The following is an 18,069-nucleotide window of genomic DNA, read 5'->3' on the forward strand; positions in this document are numbered from 1 at the left end:
ATGGGATTAAAAATTTGGGCTAAGGATACGTCCTCTGTAGAAAGAATCAATAATTTCCACTACCTCTTCCTCCGTATCAACAATTTGTATCAGATCCAGATCACTGGCACTGATATTTCCTTTATTGAGCATGGTGGTTTTTATCCATTCAAAGAGCCCTTCCCAGAATTCTGTACCCACAAGAATTATCGGGAACTTTTCAATCTTATTGGTCTGTATCAAGGTAATTGCTTCAAACAGCTCATCCAAAGTTCCGAAACCTCCTGGCATTACCACGAAGCCTTGTGAATATTTTACAAACATCACCTTACGAACAAAGAAGTAATCAAAATCGAGGCTCTTATCCGCATCAATATAAGGGTTGTCGTGTTGTTCAAAGGGAAGATCTATATTAAGGCCAACCGATGTTCCTCCGGCCAAATGTGCCCCCCGGTTACCGGCCTCCATAATTCCTGGACCACCGCCCGTAATTACGCCGTATCCGGCTTCGGATATTTTTTTTGCAACATTGGTGGCAAGGGTATAATAAGGGTCTCCTTCTTTGGTCCTGGCGGAACCAAAAATGGATACACAAGGTCCTATGGCGCTCATTTTTTCAAAACCACTGACAAACTCCCCCATAATCTTGAATATAGCCCAAGAATCATTCGTTTTTATCTCATTCCACCCCTTATGGTGTTGTTCCTTTCTCATGTATGCTAATTTTAATCTTTAATGTATCGATGCCCGTTTATGAATACACTTATCGTTCTTGATTCCTCCGGCACCTACTTACAAACCTAATTCTTTTCTTAGAAATTTAGAGGTGTAACTCTTTTTATCTTTTGCAATTTCTTCTGGTGTGCCTTTGGCTACCAGCTTTCCTCCGCCACGACCACCTTCATATCCGATGTCAATAATATGGTCCACCATTTTGATCACGTCCATATTGTGCTCTATGACCAATACGGTATTGCCTTTGTCCACCAATTTGTTCAAGACATCCATCAAGACCCTGATATCTTCAAAGTGCAACCCGGTTGTAGGCTCATCCAGAATATAGAAGGTATTGCCTGTATCCCTTTTAGATAGTTCCGTGGCCAATTTGATACGCTGTGCTTCTCCACCAGATAAAGTTGTGGATTGTTGTCCCAATGAAATATAGCCAAGCCCCACATCTTGGATGGTTTTGACCTTTCTATGGATTTTGGGAATATTCTCAAAAAACGCTACAGCTTCGTTTATGGTCATCTCCAGTACATCTGCAATGGATTTGCCCTTATATCTTATTTCAAGAGTTTCCCGGTTAAAGCGTTTGCCATTGCAGGTTTCACATTCCACATAAACATCTGGCAAAAAATTCATTTCGATGACCCTTAATCCTCCACCCTGACAAGTTTCACAGCGTCCCCCTTTTACATTGAAACTAAAACGTCCCAATTTGTAACCTCTGATCGCCGCTTCTTGTGTTTTTGCGAAAAGGGATCTAATCTCACTAAAAACACCGGTATAGGTGGCGGGATTGGACCGTGGTGTTCTACCGATGGGAGATTGGTTGATGTCTATGACCTTATCAATATGCTCCAGACCCTTGATTTTTTTATACGGCATGGGTTTTTTTACCCCGTTGAAGTAATAGGCATTTAGAATAGGGTAGAGGGTCTCGTTGATCAAGGTGGATTTTCCACTTCCCGATACCCCTGTGACTCCTATCATTTTTCCCAGCGGGAATTCAGCCGTAATATTTTTCAGATTGTTTCCGGTACACCCCGAAAGGACAATGCTTTTTCCATTGCCTTCCCTTCTCTTTTCCGGAACGGCAATTTTCTTTACCCCAGTGATATAGTCCGCTGTAAGCGTATGTTGGTTTTTAAGGTCCTCGGGAAGACCTTGGGATATGATCTCTCCGCCGTGTCTTCCGGCCTTGGGGCCTATGTCAATGACGTGGTCTGCCCTTTCTATCATGTCCCTGTCGTGTTCTACAACAATGACGGAGTTTCCTAAATCCCTGAGGGCCTCCAGGGATTTGATCAGTCTTTCGTTATCCCTTTGGTGCAATCCTATGCTAGGTTCATCCAAGATATAGAGTACACCTACCAGTTGGGAGCCTATTTGGGTAGCCAATCGGATCCTTTGGGCCTCTCCTCCCGAAAGCGATTTGGAACTTCGGTTCAGGGAAAGATAATCCAGTCCCACATCCAAAAGGAATTGGAGCCTGGTTTTGATTTCCTTGATAATTTCTTCGGCAATGATCCGTTGGTTGCCGTCCAATGTTTTCTCCAGACCGTCAAAAAAAGCAGCCAGTTCCACGATATCCAACTGAGAGAGCTCGGCAATGTTTTTTTCTCCAATTTTAAAATAGAGCGATTCTATCCTGAGTCGGGAACCATTGCAAGTAGGACATTTTATCTTGTCCATATATTCCTTTGCCCATCTTTTTATGGATGTTGATTCGGCCTCCTCAAATTGATTCTTTAAAAAGTTGGAAATACCCTCGTAATCTATCTTGTACTGCCTTTTTACCCCTAAAGTCTTGGAATCTACTTCAAAACTTTCATTTCCACCGTGTAAAATAACGTCCAAGGCTTCTTCTGGGATGGTATTGATGGGGTCCGTAAGTTCAAAACCATATCGTTGGGCGATGGTTTCAATTTGTTTGAAAGCCCACGATTTCTTGTATTCCCCCAAAGGCGCAATTCCCCCGGACTTGATGGAAAGTTTGGAATTGGGGATTATTTTAGTGTCGTTGACCTGATGTACACTTCCCAAACCATTACAATTGGGGCACATGCCTTTGGGCGAGTTGAAAGAAAAGGTGTTGGGTTCAGGTGATGGGTAAGAGATTCCGGTAGTGGGGCACATAAGGTCCCTACTGAAATAGCGAGGGATATCTTGTCCTTCCTCCAATACCATCAGTACATTTTCCCCACTGTACATGGCGGTATTGATGGTCTCGGAAAGGCGTTTATCCAAATCGGCGGATTCGGTCACCTTCAATCGGTCTATAACAATTTCAATATCGTGGGTCTTGTATCGATCCACCTTCATTCCCTTTACGATATCCTTGATCTCTCCATCTACCCTGACCTTTACGAAGCCTTGTTTGGCAATCTGTTCAAAAAGTTCCCGGTAGTGCCCCTTCCTTGATTTGATAACGGGGGCCAAAACATTGATTTTTTTGTCTTTGTAGTCCTCCACGATGAGCCCTTTGATCTGTTCATCGCTATAACTAACCATTTTTTCACCAGTATTGTAACTGTAGGCATCACCTGCACGGGCAAATAGGAGCCTTAAAAAATCGTAGACCTCGGTAATGGTCCCAACAGTAGATCTGGGCGACTTGGATGTGGTTTTCTGTTCGATGGCTATGACAGGGGAGAGTCCGTCTATTTTGTCCACATCTGGCCGTTCCAGTCCACCTAGGAATTGCCGGGCGTAGGCAGAAAATGTTTCTATATAACGGCGTTGTCCCTCGGCGTAGATGGTATCAAAGGCGAGGGATGATTTTCCACTTCCTGATAGGCCTGTGATTACCACAAGTTTTTCTCTAGGAATGGTAACATCTATGTTTTTAAGGTTATGGACCCTAGCGCCCTTAACCTCAATATTTTCCTCGTAATTTATCATTTTCTAAAGCAAAGTTGCAAAGTTACGATTTTGGCATCTAATAATGAAGTTGGGTCTATTTTCATTTTTGTTAATTAAAACCTTACGACTAAATTAGCGGTTCGGTTTAAAATATGATGATATGCAGCTGTTAGGAATAGGATCTAGGATACAACATAGGGAATTTGGAAAAGGGGTGGTAACCAACGTCACTTCAAAGCATTATTGGGTCACGTTCATTGATAATGGATTGGAGACGATTGATCTGGATGCGGAATTCGATGTGATTGAGTTGGTGGAGGATGAAGTGGACACCATCAGCTTTTCGGAGGTAGAACAATCCCTGATTTCCATATTAAGGAGGTGGAGCGATGCCAGCCAGGTAACCCCTATAGCAGATAAATGGAAAGGTGGAAGTTTGGTCTTAAAACCCGGTGATGCCAACCTTACGGACAAGGAAATTCCTTTGGACACATTTTTTCATAAAATCGTTATGGTAAGGGACAGGATCAGGGTCATGGAACAAAAGATAAATGCCAGTAGCAATTTGGATGATCAGGAAAAAGTAGACTTGCAACAATACCTTACCAGAATCTATGGAAGTCTAACTACCTTCAATGTCCTGTTCAATAACAAGAGCGACCATTTTGTAGGGGAGAAATCCAAATAGACACAAGAAATGGTATCTGTTTCCTTGCACTTGTAATACTATGTGTCCAGTTGATTAAACAGCGGTTCTTTCGCTAAAAAATGGACTGTAATCTTTGTGCTTTGGTATAGCAGATGGTTTCGGTTGGATATGGGCGTGCAATACAATGTTTTTAAGATAGGCAACGCTTATATCAGTAACACCGGAGCGCTCATTTTTGGAAATGTTGGAATACAGTTCTGGATTTTTGTAATAATTACCGAGGTCTAGCGTAATGAGTTCCACCTTATACCCTTCGTAGTATATGCCATACGCTCTTTTGCTGTCATAGATTAGCCAGTGTTTGTCCCTATATTTGGATCGAAAGTGCTTTGAGATCAATGGCAATATATCATAATCCGGAGCTATGACGGCGAAGTATACGGAATCCCTGGATTGGTGCATGTCCACAAAGGCCTCCATATGACGTTTCTCAATACCTACTGCTTTCGCCAACTGCCGTATTTTGGAAATGCCTTCCTCCTCTAGGTACAGGGGAGTATCCATGGTATTGGTAAATAATTGTTTGATAAACCGGAACAGGAGGAATTCAATCCCTTTGGCCTCACTTTGATAGGCAAAATAAATAGTCTTAATGGTTTCATGGCCCTTTTTTTCAATGCCATTCCAAACCCTTTTTGCCTCTATAACATTGGTGCCAATAAACTCCAACTCTGTGAAAAGCTCTTTTTGCTTCCCATTGTCTTTCTGTATATCCAAAACTTTCCACTTTGCATCAAAAGCTCTAAATATGGTTGTAAGAAAACCATTGAAACTACCGTCGTAAATTAAAATTTTTGCATTTTCCATATGCTATAGGTTTGATGATTACCAAATGCTATTCAATATTTATTCTGATCATAAATCGCCTTGTCTCCGTTATTAAGACCAGGAACAATACATCAATTCACTGTACTTGATCTATTTCAGCCAACGCTAGACTTGTAATCATTCCAAAAATATGGAATAATTCCTAATTATGGAAATATTCCATAATTATTTTGGAATATATCCAAAATGTGTATATTTGGGAATGGAAAATGACATAGCAATAGAGGTAAAACGATTTACCGACGTGAGAAGGGAGTTGGGGTATACCCAATCTGAATTCGCAAAACTTATTGGGATATCCAATACCACGGCTGATATTGAACGGGGTAGGACCAAATTGTCAGGAAAGGTAGTGGCCGAACTATTAAGGCAGTTTAAAATTAACCCTCTTTGGCTTTTTGGTGAGAGTACCAACCAATATTTGGCAACCACCAATGTGAGTGTCATTCCCAAAGTAGTGACCGTCGATGCCAATGAAAATGAAAATATGGTCCTAGTGAATGCCAAGGCGGCCGCTGGGTATCCACAAAACATACAGGATACGAGTTGGTATAGACAATTACCGGCTTTTGATATTCCCTTGCCAGAATTCAGGAATGCTACTTACAGGGGCTTCCAAGTGGAGGGAGACAGTATGTTGCCCAATCTGCGCCCCGGTGAATGGGTCTTGGCAAAAGCGGTTGAGAGCATTCAGGATGTGAGTCCCAATAAAATGTATGTAGTTGTCCTTCACGACGCAGTATTGGTCAAGAAATTGGAGAAATCTCCCAATGGTTTTAAAATGTCCCTTATTTCCCTGAATGAGACCTACCCCCCTTACGAGGTAGATGTTCAACAGATTCAGGAACTATGGCAGGTAAACAGTAAAATAACCTTTGGTTTGGACGCAACCACGGAAACGGGACTTTTACGACAGCTTCAGGAATCTATGGAAGAACTGAAAAGCCAGATAAGGTCGGTCAAAAATTAAGATTTTGGAAATGCTTGGCGCACCGGACAAAAAATGGATACGGTTGAAACGGGTATAGTTATGGTCTTGAGCAGGTAATACCCTTTAATTCCATGAACTAATTGTTGTTGGCGCTTTTGTCTTCCTTGAATTTTTGGATGATCTCCTTCAAACGGGCCTTGCGGTGTTCTTTTTCTTCCTTGAGCTTGTTTTTCTTACGATTCATCAACTTGGTGTGTTTCGCCTTGTTCTTGGTATTCTTCTCTGTTCCTTTCTTTGCCATGATTGTCTAATTATATGCCCTAACTTCACCCATGGAAAGGGTTATTGGACCTATTTTGTGTAATGTGGGCAAATAGGTACTACTCTCCATTTTTTGCCAACCTTCCCAGGTTGCCTCCAGTCCGCCTATTGGAATAATGGATACCCACATCTTAAAGCTCTCCGGAAAACCATTTGGTTTTATTTTCCAAAGATATGAATCCCCAGGGGTGTCTCCTCCGGAGGTATAGGTAACCAATAGGCCATGGGACCCGTCTTTTAGCTCAACTAGGCTCTTCTCCGTACCTTTATCGAACAATTTGAAGGGTGCAACAAGCCAGAAGGAGTCATTATTGTAATATTTGGAAGCCGTATTTACGATCTTGATTTTTTTACTCCCTGTTATTATTTGATTATTTTCAATGACTTCACTATGTTCCGAATTTTTGAGATCTAGGTTTACGGTAATATCATCCCATTGAATCCTAACAATTTGTCGGTACCTGTCCCATAAATAAGTGTTGTTCCCATTTTGGAACGACCATTCAAGGTATCTCGATTTTTCGAATGCCTCCTGATTCAGGGCAGTTTGTATTTGCCTGGCCATTGCGTCTGCCGCAGTGCCCGAATTTTTTTTGCTTTCAGGATGGGGTTCGTCATAAATGATAAAAAGGACAATAGCAAGCACTGTAAGTGCCGATAGACTTACAAATATTATTTTGAGTACTTTTTTGAGCATGTTATAAGGAGTATGTGCTTTTGTTTTTTTTTAATAAAGGCTGCCGATCACTAAGAATGGGGTGTTTCCGAACAAGATTATTGGTGGGAAACATCTTTGACCTCTTTTTCCAAATGGTCCAAAAATAAAATGCCGTTCAAATGGTCTACTTCATGTTGTACAATGACAGCGGTAAATGCTTCAACCATTTCGGTCACATGGGTGTTGTCCATCCTATCATATTCGAACAGTATTGCATAGGCCCTAGTGGTAGTCGTATCACGCTTATTCGGAATCGACAGGCATCCTTCCAGACAATCCTGTTTCATCTTGGAATATTTGGTAATTTTCGGGTTCAAGTACACCTCAAAGGGTAGATCTTCCTTATCAAACCGTTGTACCCAAATGATATTTTTAAGAATGCCTACCTGTGGCGCGGCTATTCCGGCACCCAAGGACATGCTATCCCTCACAGTGGTGTATAATCGATCTACAAAACGTTGCAATACGGGATCACTCGGATCCACAACCAGGGCCTCGCTCTTGGTCCGCAGCAGAATGGAATCCTGTTTGTTGTTTATTTTAAATACCCGCATTGGCTCGTTGGCCTCGCCAGACATGATCATGTCTATCTGCTCCTGAGAAAAATCGCTTTGGGAGGTAGGGCTGACCAACTGTTTTGAGTTGGAGCATCCTATCAACAATAAGCTGAAGAGGAGTATATAAATAGATGTTTTGCACATACTTCGTTGGATATATAAAGTATTAAAAGCCCACGGCCGTATCATCACCGCGTTTGTCGGCCCCACCTTCCAGCCTACCATCGGGCAGGACTCTAATGGCATCGACCTTACCTATGATCGGATTCCGTTCTTCATTAATGATATAACCTTTGGCACTTAAGGCCGATTTCAGTTCTGGTGAAAAACCTTCGGGTTCAAAAACGATGACATCGGGAAGCCATTGATGGTGGAACCTTGGAGCATTAACTGCCTCTTGCATGCTCAGGTTGAATTCATAGACATTGAGGATGGTCTGTGCAACAGCCGTAATTATGGTTGATCCTCCCGGGGTGCCCACTACCATATATAAATCCCCGTCCTTTTCCACAATGCTTGGCGTCATACTGCTCAGCATTCTTTTGCCGGGAGCGATACTATTGGCTTCCGCACCAATGAGTCCAAACATATTGGGCACGCCAGGTTTGGAGCTAAAATCGTCCATTTCGTTGTTTAAGAAAAACCCAAGCTCATCACAGTACAATTTGGAACCATAGGCACCATTGATGGTTGTAGTAACAGAAACAGCGTTCCCTGCACTATCCACTATGGAATAATGAGTGGTTTCATCACTCTCAACGATCTGTACTTCGCCACGGGCTATGTCCGATGATTTGGTAGCCTTGTCAAAGGAGAAATTGTCCATGCGCTCTTTGAGGTATTGTTGGCTCAACAATACATCCAATGGGATGTCCACAAAATCCGGATCGCCCAAATAATAGTTTCTATCCGCATAAGCCCTTCTGGAGGCTTCTGTAAAAAGTTGAATGGTCTTGGTTGAATTGTTACCAAATTTGGCCACGTCATAAGGCTCCATCATTTTGAAAATCTGGTTCATGGTAACACCACCGCTGCTGGGCGGACTCATGGATATGATTTTTAAGTCCTTATATTTAAAAATGATGGGCTGTCTCCACTGGGCCTCATAAGATGCAAGGTCTTCTTCGGTTACATAGCCGCCTTGGCCAAGGATAAATGCCGACAGGGACTTGGCCGTTTCACCTTTATAGAAGCCATCGCGGCCTTCCATGGCAATTCTTTTTAGGGTCTTGGCCAGGGCTGGATATTTCACGGTATCACCTTCTTTGTACATTTTGGCAAACAAGGTGCTATCTGAATTGACTTCTATAATGATCTTACGATACTCGTTTAGGCGTTCTTCTTGTTTTTTGGTCACCACTACACCTCTTTCTGCCAGCGCTATTACAGGCGCCAGTATATCTTTTAGGGCCAAACTCCCAAATTTTTTGTGCACTTCTATCACTCCAGCTACAGTTCCTGGAACTCCCACGGCCGTTGCCCCCAGCGTACTTTTATTGGGAATAACGTTGTCCAAGGAGTCCAAATACATGTCTTTATGGGCAGTCATTGGTGCTTTTTCCCTATAGTCCAATGATCCAACATCACCATTGCTCTTCCGATATACCATAAAGCCACCTCCCCCAATATTCCCTGCATAGGGGTAGGCCACTGCCAAAGCCAGTTCCGTGGCCACCATGGCATCAAAAGCATTTCCTCCTTTTTGTAAAATTTCCGAGCCTATGGTTGAAGCTTCCACCCGGGCAGATACCACCATGGCCTTTTCTGTAACGAGGCCTGTAGGTTGTGCCGGTTGTTTGGTTTTGCAGTTGACTAAGAGTAGAAGCGTAAGGGCGAATAAGTAATAGTTCTTCATTTTTTTTATCATTTCAATACGCAAAAGATAACCAATTCTTTAGAATCTCCTATCCGCCCAACTCATTTTTATGTCATGGCATGCCCTTCCAAGCAGCTGGTCTGTTAGCATCGGACTCCATGATATTCATATAGAAATGGGTAATTGGAATGTGGTAAAAAAAAAGGGCCGCCCCAGGACAACCCTTTTGATTTCATTATTCGGCGTTTCGATGTACGAAACCGCTAAGCGAGATAATCTGCTTTTGATCTTTGGAATTTTGGTAAACATTGTATACCGTTGGATAATAAGCGGTTTTTGCAAATTTTGAAGGCTGCGAATAAGCTTCGCTAAATGGTACCCCACTTTCCAAATATGCCACCGTGTTCATGGGTTCAATAAAGGTTACTTCACCATCATAGGATCCATAAAGCAATATGTTAGTAAATGGAGGTACAAAACTCATGGGAATCCAATGGGTACCCATCATAGGAACTGCGGTTCCACCATTTGGAGGTGTGAAATAATCATCAGGTAAATAACCTGGCGGTGGGTAGTTATCAAACTTGGCCATCGCTTCGGGATAAATTGGAATCGCCTCCCTTTCAGCGACTGATGTCATATAGAAGTGTACGTCAAAATGGGGCACCGTAAAAACCCCATCTGGTTCATGGCCGTGAGGATTCCAATCGAAAAAGACATGGTCAAAAGGGGTCTCTTCTTTTGCTTTTTTGTGCAATGGCAATACCAATTGTACCGGATCATCTCCACTAGGAAGTTGGTTCAGTAAATTTTTAGACATTTCAATGCCAATTTCTTCTGGTATGCCGCTGTGTGTAATTCGGATCCATGAGCGCACATGTCCTTGGCCCAATTTTACTTGTGGGCCATAAAAAGTATTGGTTTTGGTGCTGTTTTTTTTAAATTTTGCCTTACTAGTGTAAGTTTGAGAAGAAATCTCATCCAAGCCTTCTTTACTACAGCCCATAAAACTCAGTAAAACCAATACGAATCCACCTACAAAAATTGCTTTAATTTTCATTGATTTAAATTTAAAAGTTTATTTATTACTGATTAAAACCTGAATCATTGTGTCCAATGATCAAACATATCCATTGCCAGAGGGGAACTTAAAATTTAGAAATATAGGGGGAGACTTATACTGTGGGGAACTGTGTTATGCTTCTTCAGAAGAAGAACATAAATATAATAAAAAAAGAAATATGTCATGAATTTAAAGACCTTGACCTGATGACATCAATTGGAAATTAGAAGATCAAATTGATTTTTGGAATAGGTTTTTAATTCTTCAAAAAAAACGGAAAATTCTTTTTCAAAATCAATGTAATGTGTTTCGAGATCCAAAATAGCATAATTCATTTTACTTCGGTTGTTTGTTCTGCGGTTCATGCCACTCAATACTCTGGATATACCATCCAAATTGGAGTAATTATAGATCCAATTATCGGAGATCATATAGGGCATCATTCTTTTTACGCCATCTGGAAGAATGGTGTAGTTCTCTTCCAATAGATCGTAAAACCGCTCAACAAAAATTTCCAAAGGGGTATTGGAATACTGATCCCAATTTTTGGCCAAAAAATGGTCGTAAAAAATATCAACGATCACCCCACTGTAATGACTGTAGTTTTCATGTAGCCGCCGGGTGCTCTTTCTAACCGTGGGATGGGCATCAGTAAAGGTGTCTATGGCCCTGTGGAGCATAATGCCTTTTTGGACATTCATGGGAAGATGTTTGTGCCTATTGCCCCTTATACTGTCGGCTATAAAATTTCCTATGGTAATTTCGTCATTCCCAAAAGAGAGGTATATATGTGCTAAAAAATTCATAGACCGTATTCTGCTGTCATTAAGTCGAATTTACAAATTACAAACCTAGTAATAAACTGTAGAGGTGTATATTTGCAAAAACTTTTTATAGCATACATGACACTAATCAAATCAATTTCAGGAATAAGAGGTACAATTGGCGGAAAGCCAGGTACCAACCTAACCCCTATAGACGCCGTTAAATTTGCTGCAGCCTACGGAATTTGGCTAAAAGAATACTCCAAAAAGGATAAGCTAACTGTTGTAATTGGAAGGGATGCCCGACTGTCAGGGGAGATGATCCAGAATATTGTGGTCTCTACTTTGGTAGGATTGGGAATAGACGTTATAGACCTTAACCTTTCCACAACTCCGACAGTGGAAATTGCAGTGCCTTTGGAAAAGGCCGATGGGGGTATCATTCTTACCGCTAGCCACAACCCAAAACAGTGGAACGCCCTAAAATTATTGAATGAAAAAGGGGAGTTTTTGGATGCCCAGCAAGGGGCTAAAATTTTGGAAATTGCGGAAAAAGAAGATTTTGATTTTTCTGAGGTAGACGATTTGGGGTCCATTACAAGAAATGATGCCTATATCGATATCCACATAGATGAAGTATTGAATTTGCCATTGGTGGACAAGGAAGTGATCAAAGCCGCCAAGTTCAAAGTGGTGGTAGATGGTGTCAATTCCACGGGTGGTATCGCCATTCCCCAATTATTAAAAGAATTAGGAGTTGAAGTCGTAAAATTGTATTGCGAGCCTACCGGGCATTTTCCCCATAATCCAGAGCCTTTAAAGGAACACTTGGGAGATATTTGCGCCTTGGTGGTCAAAGAAAAAGCAGATTTTGGAATTGTGGTGGATCCCGATGTCGATCGACTCGCCTTTATAAGCAATGATGGTGAGATGTTTGGAGAGGAATATACTTTAGTGGCCTGTGCGGACTACGTATTGGGCAAAACAAAAGGAAATACCGTTTCCAATCTTTCTTCTTCCCGGGCCCTTAGGGACATTACCGAGAAACATGGTGGTACTTACGAAGCGGCAGCCGTAGGTGAAGTTAATGTGGTAACCAAAATGAAGGCCAACAATGCCATTATTGGAGGTGAAGGCAATGGGGGAATCATTTACCCTGAAAGTCATTATGGGAGGGATTCTTTAGTTGGTACTGCTTTGTTTTTAATGCTGATGGCAGAGCGTGGCGGTACGGTCAAGGAATTGCGCGATAGTTATCCCAGCTATTTTATGAGCAAAAAGAAAATTGAATTGACTCCAGAATTGGATGTGGATGCACTTTTGGTAGCGATGGAGGAGAAATATAAGAACGAGCAGGTAACCAATATTGATGGGGTGAAGATCGATTTTCCAGAAAATTGGGTGCATTTAAGAAAATCCAACACTGAACCGATTATCAGGATTTATACGGAAGCAAAGAGTCAGGCTGAAGCAGATGGTTTGGCAGACCGCATTATAGCTGAGATCAAAGAAGTGGCGGGTATCTAGATAACCGTCGGAGCTAAATGAAAAGGCCTGGTGTACCAAGGAAGAGATTCAATGTTACCAGGCCTTTTCTTATTGAAATGCTTTGGGGACTTTGTTTCGGTGTTTCCACCTTTTGTGGGTCCAAAGATAGTGTTCTGGTCTTTCCCGAATCTGTTTTTCGGTTTCCCTTAAAAATCGATCTGTAATTTCATTTTTGTCGGTTTTTTTTCCAGCTTCGGTTATTGGGATGAACTCTGCCTGATAGTAGCCTCTCTTGACCTTGGATACCTTTAAAAAAACTACGGCCAAATCCAGTTTTCGGGCCATGACCTCGGCACCGTTGAAGATGGGGACTTTAACGCCCATAAATTCACTCCAATACTGCGCTTTGGAAACCATAGGGGATTGATCACTGACCATCCCGAATATTCCAGTAACTCCCAATTGTTCATTTCTGACCACGGTTTTTACGGTCTCTTTTTGGGTAATGGGTGTGGTATTCCACCGAGACCGTATTCTTTTGATAAGTCGGTCGAAATATTTGTTCCCTATTTTTTGGTATACCGCATAGCCTTTGGACTTTACATAATTGTTCATACTTACATTCCATTCCCAATTGGCGTAATGAGAGCAGAGGACAAGAATACTTTTTTTCTTTTCCAATTCTTGTAGCACTTCAATATTGACCACATGGTACCTTTTTTTTACCTCTTCCTTGGAAAGCCCCATGGTTTTTACCATTTCTAAAAACAGATCGCACATATGACTGTAAAAATCTTTTCTAATGGAGAGCAGTTCAGCTTCGGACTTTTCTGGAAAGACCAATTTTAAGTTATTGTAGACCACCTTTTTACGGTATCCCACCACATGGTAGACCAAAAAAAACACTACGTCAGAGACCGCGTAGAACAACCTGTAGGGTAGGATGGAAATAAGCCATAAAAAGGGGTAGGCCAAGATATAAACTAGTAGCTGCATGCAAAAAAAGTATGGGCAAATATAGCTATATTTGAATCCAAATCAAGGTATCCTATGAATATGCATATTGCCACCATTGCCATTATTGCCATCAATGTACTGGTCTCCCTAAAAGGTTTTAACGATAGAAGTTTTTTTGAACGCTACAAGTTCAATATTGCTGCCATACGGGCAGGGGAGAAGGACCGAATGTTTACCTCTGGTTTTCTTCATGTAGATTTCTCCCACTTGTTCTTTAATATGTTCACCCTTTATTTTTTTGCCAATGTGGTCATTGCCTGGTTGGGGGCTCCCTTGTTTTTGCTGATTTATGCGGTCAGTTTGGGCGCAGGAAGTTTGTTGGCCCAATTTTTTCACAAAAACGAACCTTATTATAGCGCTGTGGGGGCCAGTGGGGCGGTGACCGGAATCTTATACGCCGCCATTTTATTGCAACCAGAAATGCAATTGGGGATCTTGTTCATTCCAATACCCTTACCAGCCTATGTGATCGGAATCGCCTATCTGCTGTACTCCATATATGGCATGAAAAACCGTTTGGGCAATATTGGGCATACCGCACATTTTGGTGGCGCCATTGGAGGATATGTGATGACCTTGGTGTTTATGCCTAGTCTTTTGGTGTCTGAGACACTGATGGTCATGCTCATGGCTGTTCCCATCGTCATTCTTTTCGGCCTGGAAAAGATGGGAAAAATTTAAAATCGATAAAAGATTAGCGTTAATAAACGACTGTTTTTTCTCCAATAATGAGGGGATAGAGATAATGGGATATGGTTTTTTGTCCTCTTTTTAGGACAGGAAGTCGAGAATATCCTTGTATTTTATACTTAAACGTAGATTTTAACGTTCTTTGATAACCCAAATAATGTTAAACCTACTTATAATGAAAAGAATTTCCTTTCTGTTTTCAACAGTTTTATTGTTGGCTATATCCTGTAGTGATGAAACTACCTTTTACGCTGAACCTGAAAGCACCATCAAATTAGAATCGAATATCGATATTTTGACCAACAGTATTGTTTTTGGCAATTCTGGAGTATTGGATATTTTCGAAAAGGATGAAATATCGGGAAAGTTTTCCAAAGGAAATGCCGAAGGCGTAGCCGGTGATTATCCCCTTACCTTGGTAGCACAGGTTAGTCCACCTTCGTTTGCTGGTGGAACCAATCTAACGGCTTCCCATGTACATGTTGATGGTAGTTTTGCATATGTATCCTATAATACGGTAGATGTAAGCTATGCAGGTGCCATAGACATTATCAATATATCCGATCCCAATAACCCAGTGGTCTCTTCAAGATTATATTTTACAAACAGGGATATCAATTCCCTTAAATATGACAATGGATTTGTTTATGCCGTGGGTGGAATTGAAGCAGAAGGTGACCCAACCGCACTATCCAATGCATTTGTTGCAAAAATACCAGCAGTGAACGGAATTTTTAGTACTACGGGTATTGTCTTTGGCTATCAGCAAGGATTTGTTGCCACCGATGTAGAAACAACAGCAACCCAGGTTTTTGTGACCAGTGGTATGGACGGTGCCTTGGTCTCCTATGATAAACTAAGTTTAACCAATACAAAAAGTGTTCTTTCTGCAGACCTTAGGTCTTTGGCTGTTGAGAACAATAAGATAGCCGTCTTGGATGGTAGTAAAGGTGTAAGCATTTATGACCTTAACTTCCAATTAATCCGCGAAATACCGATCAATAGTGATTTTGGTGTATCCACCAAGAAAACAGTAGATTTTGACGCAGATCGAATCAATGTTTCGGAAGGCTCCAAAGGAGTAGGTGTTTACAATGCCACATCGGGAGCGTTCATTGAATATATCCCAATTTTGATCAACCCTGATGGGGTTGACATGTCTGACATCGTTAACAATGCTGTGGCCATCAATGACGGCGTAGTCCTTATGGCAAACGGAGGAGCTGGGTTAAGTTTGAACGAAAAGAAGACCGATAATACCGAAGAATTCGGGATCATAGGATTGGATGGATCGATCAATTTTGTGGAATCTAAAGAAGATTATGTGTTTGCCGCTTCCGGTAAGTTGGGGCTTCAGATCCTTAAAATGAACAAACCCTCCGAAACCTTATTGAACAGATGTGCCAGTCTCTTGGTTTATCTGGGCAATGACAACATGAAGGTTGAAGTAGGCCAAGAGTTGGGATATTCAGCTGGGGCAGGAAAAAGACTGAAGAGTGTAGAAATAAAAGGATCTTTGTTACTGTGCGGTTCATGGACCGTACAAAATGACACCAAAATAGATAAAGGTGGTTTGTTCGAAATGAACGGTAGTTTTATAGTTGGTAGCAATAAAAAGCAAAAGGAAATTCTTGTGGAAGAAAATGCTGTCTTTAGAGTAGAAGGAAACCTGACTATCTATGGTGATCTTATTCTTAAGAAAGGTGCTTCCATAGAGTTTTTGAACAATGCCGTGGTAACCATTTTTGGCGAAGTTGTTTTAGAAGAGAACGCTAAGGTGATAGGTGACTTTGTAGATGTGCGCAAGGCATTCAATTAGAAAAGATAACGTATAAAAAAAAGCCCCAAACTGCGAAGTTTAGGGCTTTTTTTTTATGTGTCATAAAGATTACTTCAATAGCTCGGCAATCTTTTGCTCCAAGGCGGGGCCTCTAAGGTTCTTCGCAACGATAACACCGTTTTCATCCAAGATAAAGGTGGCCGGAATGGCATCTACATTGTACAATTTTGCAATTTCATCAAAGTACTGCACGTTGGAAACGTGGTTCCAGGTAAGACCGTCATCTTCAATGGCTTTTTTCCAGTCTTCGGCCTTTCTATCCAAGGAAACGCCCAAGATGTTCAATCCCTTATCGTGGTATTGGTTGTAAACCTTGACCACATTTGGGTTCTCAGCCCTACATGGCTTGCACCAAGCGGCCCAGAAATCAACGATAGTTACTTTCCCCAGAGCATCATTAAGTGCCAACAGATCCCCGTTAGGGGTAGGGGCCGTAAAGTTGGGGGCCTTGCTGCCAATAGCGGTACTCTTGCTACTGTTCAATTTTTCTTCTATGCCCTTTGCTTGTTTGGTCTTTTTCATTTCCGGAGAAAGTCCATCATACAAAGTTTTAACTTCCTCATCGGTCATGGACTTGGTCTGAAGCACCTTATCGATGATCAGAACAGAAATAAGGGAGTTTGGATTTTTCTTTACGTAATCCAATTCAAAATTCTTTGCCTCCTCCTGTAATTCAAAATACTCGTCCCTTAGGGATGCCATGGTGCCTTCATCGCTATTGGCACTTGCCTTCCTCATATCGGCATTGATGGACATGGCCCTGCTGGACAATGCTTTTGATCCTTTAATGAAATCACTGAAGTATTCGTTTTGGGGAGTTCCCGCAATCTGTGCATTGTTTAAGCTGTCTTTTTGAACCGTCAGTTCTATTTCACCTTTTTCAACAACAAAAGGAATGTTGCCCCTGAGTTGATCTATATAGATATAATGCAATTCCGGAAGGTCTGCCGGTCCCGAAAAATTGAATTTTCCATTTTCAACGGTAGTGGTATCCACGTCTACCAACTGATTCTGGTCATTTGCCATTTTTAGATACACCTTGGTACCGTTCTCTAAATCCCCATTGATCGTTCCAACAAGACTAAAACCATCTGGATTTTTATTGCAAGCAATTATGGCCGTTAAAGCACAAAGGGATACTATTATTTTTTTCATCATTTTTAATTTAGACGGTCAAAGGTAATTATATTATCGTGTATAAAAAAAGCCCTTAACATTACATAAATGCTAGGGCTCTTTGTATTGGTTAATAGGTGGTCCTAAAATTGGTAACGGATACCAAGAGCGATATCAAAGTTGAAATCATTAAAAGAATGATCATAACCAGCCACTCCAATTTCAGGTCTAAAATCCAATGAAAGAAGCAATGGGATATTAAAATTATATTCGATACCAATATCACCGGCGGCAAAAACAAATAGCCCACCATCATCTGGATAATTAACATGATCTACACTTCCTAATCCACCACCAACACCGTAATACCAGTTGAAATCCCCTTCAATTGGCCGTACCCATTGGTGAACGATTGCCAATTTAAAGGCATCATAGTTTCTACTGTCTCTCCAGCCTAGGTCGAACTCCAATCTTTTATTGGAGGATAGGGCTGTTTGGTAGGAGATTTCAGCTCCAAAACCATCACTATCGCCTAAACGAAGTCCAAGTGCATTGTCAGCAACACGCTGTGCGCTCAATGAGAAACTCGCAAAGCAAAGGATAAGCGTTAAAATTTTAAATATTTTCATAAGTTTTGTTTTAAG

Annotated in this window: 17 protein-coding genes; 5 read left to right on the plus strand and 12 right to left on the minus strand. The window is 41.4% G+C overall.

The window, feature by feature from the left end; translation table 11 throughout:
• Window positions 1-6: 6 nt before the first annotated feature.
• Both WAA86_RS03390 and uvrA read right to left on the minus strand, forming a co-directional pair.
• Complete coding sequence (locus tag WAA86_RS03390; protein ID WP_337299570.1) at window positions 7-693, minus strand: TIGR00730 family Rossman fold protein; 687 nt, start codon at window positions 691-693, stop codon at window positions 7-9.
• 78 nt (window positions 694-771) lie between these two features.
• Window positions 772-3,606, minus strand: a complete 2,835-nt coding sequence (gene uvrA / locus WAA86_RS03395; protein ID WP_337299571.1) for an excinuclease ABC subunit UvrA — start codon at window positions 3,604-3,606, stop codon at window positions 772-774.
• A 121-nt stretch (window positions 3,607-3,727) separates the two neighbouring features.
• Between uvrA and WAA86_RS03400 the strand changes: the two genes are divergently transcribed.
• Window positions 3,728-4,255 (plus strand): hypothetical protein, encoded by a 528-nt coding sequence (locus tag WAA86_RS03400; RefSeq protein WP_337299572.1) that lies wholly within the window; start codon window positions 3,728-3,730, stop codon window positions 4,253-4,255.
• 54 nt (window positions 4,256-4,309) lie between these two features.
• Here WAA86_RS03400 and WAA86_RS03405 read toward each other — a convergent pair whose 3' ends face one another.
• Window positions 4,310-5,083: a TIGR03915 family putative DNA repair protein gene (locus tag WAA86_RS03405; RefSeq protein WP_337299573.1), complete on the minus strand. Its 774-nt coding sequence runs from the start codon at window positions 5,081-5,083 to the stop codon at window positions 4,310-4,312.
• Between the two features lie 223 nt (window positions 5,084-5,306).
• Here WAA86_RS03405 and WAA86_RS03410 point away from each other — a divergent pair, with 223 nt between their 5' ends.
• Entirely contained in the window at window positions 5,307-6,074 is a 768-nt protein-coding gene (locus WAA86_RS03410; RefSeq protein ID WP_337299574.1) for an XRE family transcriptional regulator, read from the plus strand.
• Between the two features lie 97 nt (window positions 6,075-6,171).
• Here WAA86_RS03410 and WAA86_RS03415 read toward each other — a convergent pair whose 3' ends face one another.
• From WAA86_RS03415 to WAA86_RS03440, 6 genes are all read right to left on the minus strand, one after another.
• Window positions 6,172-6,336 (minus strand): hypothetical protein, encoded by a 165-nt coding sequence (locus WAA86_RS03415; RefSeq protein WP_337299575.1) that lies wholly within the window; start codon window positions 6,334-6,336, stop codon window positions 6,172-6,174.
• A 6-nt stretch (window positions 6,337-6,342) separates the two neighbouring features.
• A complete protein-coding gene (locus WAA86_RS03420) occupies window positions 6,343-7,053 on the minus strand; it encodes a hypothetical protein (protein ID WP_337299576.1) in 711 nt (236 codons plus the stop codon).
• Window positions 7,054-7,130: 77 nt separating this feature from the next.
• The gene (locus WAA86_RS03425; protein ID WP_337299577.1) at window positions 7,131-7,775 is read right to left on the minus strand and encodes a peptide deformylase; all 645 of its coding nucleotides are present in this window, start codon (window positions 7,773-7,775) and stop codon (window positions 7,131-7,133) included.
• Window positions 7,776-7,797: 22 nt separating this feature from the next.
• On the minus strand, window positions 7,798-9,486 hold the full coding sequence (gene ggt, locus WAA86_RS03430; RefSeq protein ID WP_337299578.1) for a gamma-glutamyltransferase: 1,689 nt from the start codon (window positions 9,484-9,486) through the stop codon (window positions 7,798-7,800).
• Window positions 9,487-9,682: 196 nt separating this feature from the next.
• Window positions 9,683-10,507 carry a hypothetical protein gene (locus WAA86_RS03435; protein ID WP_337299579.1) on the minus strand — a complete coding sequence of 275 codons (825 nt, stop codon included), beginning with the start codon at window positions 10,505-10,507 and terminating at the stop codon, window positions 9,683-9,685.
• A gap of 215 nt (window positions 10,508-10,722) precedes the next feature.
• Window positions 10,723-11,316 carry an acyl carrier protein phosphodiesterase gene (locus WAA86_RS03440; protein WP_337299580.1) on the minus strand — a complete coding sequence of 198 codons (594 nt, stop codon included), beginning with the start codon at window positions 11,314-11,316 and terminating at the stop codon, window positions 10,723-10,725.
• 96 nt (window positions 11,317-11,412) lie between these two features.
• Between WAA86_RS03440 and glmM the strand changes: the two genes are divergently transcribed.
• Window positions 11,413-12,801 carry a phosphoglucosamine mutase gene (gene glmM / locus WAA86_RS03445; RefSeq protein ID WP_337299581.1) on the plus strand — a complete coding sequence of 463 codons (1,389 nt, stop codon included), beginning with the start codon at window positions 11,413-11,415 and terminating at the stop codon, window positions 12,799-12,801.
• A gap of 69 nt (window positions 12,802-12,870) precedes the next feature.
• On the opposite strand, the gene WAA86_RS03450 is transcribed toward glmM, so the two are convergent.
• The gene (locus WAA86_RS03450; protein ID WP_337299582.1) at window positions 12,871-13,758 is read right to left on the minus strand and encodes a lysophospholipid acyltransferase family protein; all 888 of its coding nucleotides are present in this window, start codon (window positions 13,756-13,758) and stop codon (window positions 12,871-12,873) included.
• Window positions 13,759-13,812: 54 nt separating this feature from the next.
• Between WAA86_RS03450 and WAA86_RS03455 the strand changes: the two genes are divergently transcribed.
• Both WAA86_RS03455 and WAA86_RS03460 read left to right on the plus strand, forming a co-directional pair.
• Window positions 13,813-14,460 carry a rhomboid family intramembrane serine protease gene (locus WAA86_RS03455; RefSeq protein ID WP_337299583.1) on the plus strand — a complete coding sequence of 216 codons (648 nt, stop codon included), beginning with the start codon at window positions 13,813-13,815 and terminating at the stop codon, window positions 14,458-14,460.
• A 184-nt stretch (window positions 14,461-14,644) separates the two neighbouring features.
• The gene (locus WAA86_RS03460) at window positions 14,645-16,288 is read left to right on the plus strand and encodes a hypothetical protein (protein ID WP_337299584.1); all 1,644 of its coding nucleotides are present in this window, start codon (window positions 14,645-14,647) and stop codon (window positions 16,286-16,288) included.
• 69 nt (window positions 16,289-16,357) lie between these two features.
• On the opposite strand, the gene WAA86_RS03465 is transcribed toward WAA86_RS03460, so the two are convergent.
• Together WAA86_RS03465 and WAA86_RS03470 are read right to left on the minus strand one after the other, a co-directional pair.
• Window positions 16,358-17,467 carry a TlpA disulfide reductase family protein gene (locus WAA86_RS03465; protein ID WP_337299585.1) on the minus strand — a complete coding sequence of 370 codons (1,110 nt, stop codon included), beginning with the start codon at window positions 17,465-17,467 and terminating at the stop codon, window positions 16,358-16,360.
• A gap of 101 nt (window positions 17,468-17,568) precedes the next feature.
• A complete protein-coding gene (locus WAA86_RS03470; RefSeq protein WP_337299586.1) occupies window positions 17,569-18,054 on the minus strand; it encodes a hypothetical protein in 486 nt (161 codons plus the stop codon).
• Window positions 18,055-18,069 lie beyond the last annotated feature (15 nt).

Source organism: Sediminicola sp. 1XM1-17 (assembly GCF_037203765.1).
In the GTDB taxonomy this organism is placed as follows: domain Bacteria; phylum Bacteroidota; class Bacteroidia; order Flavobacteriales; family Flavobacteriaceae; genus Sediminicola.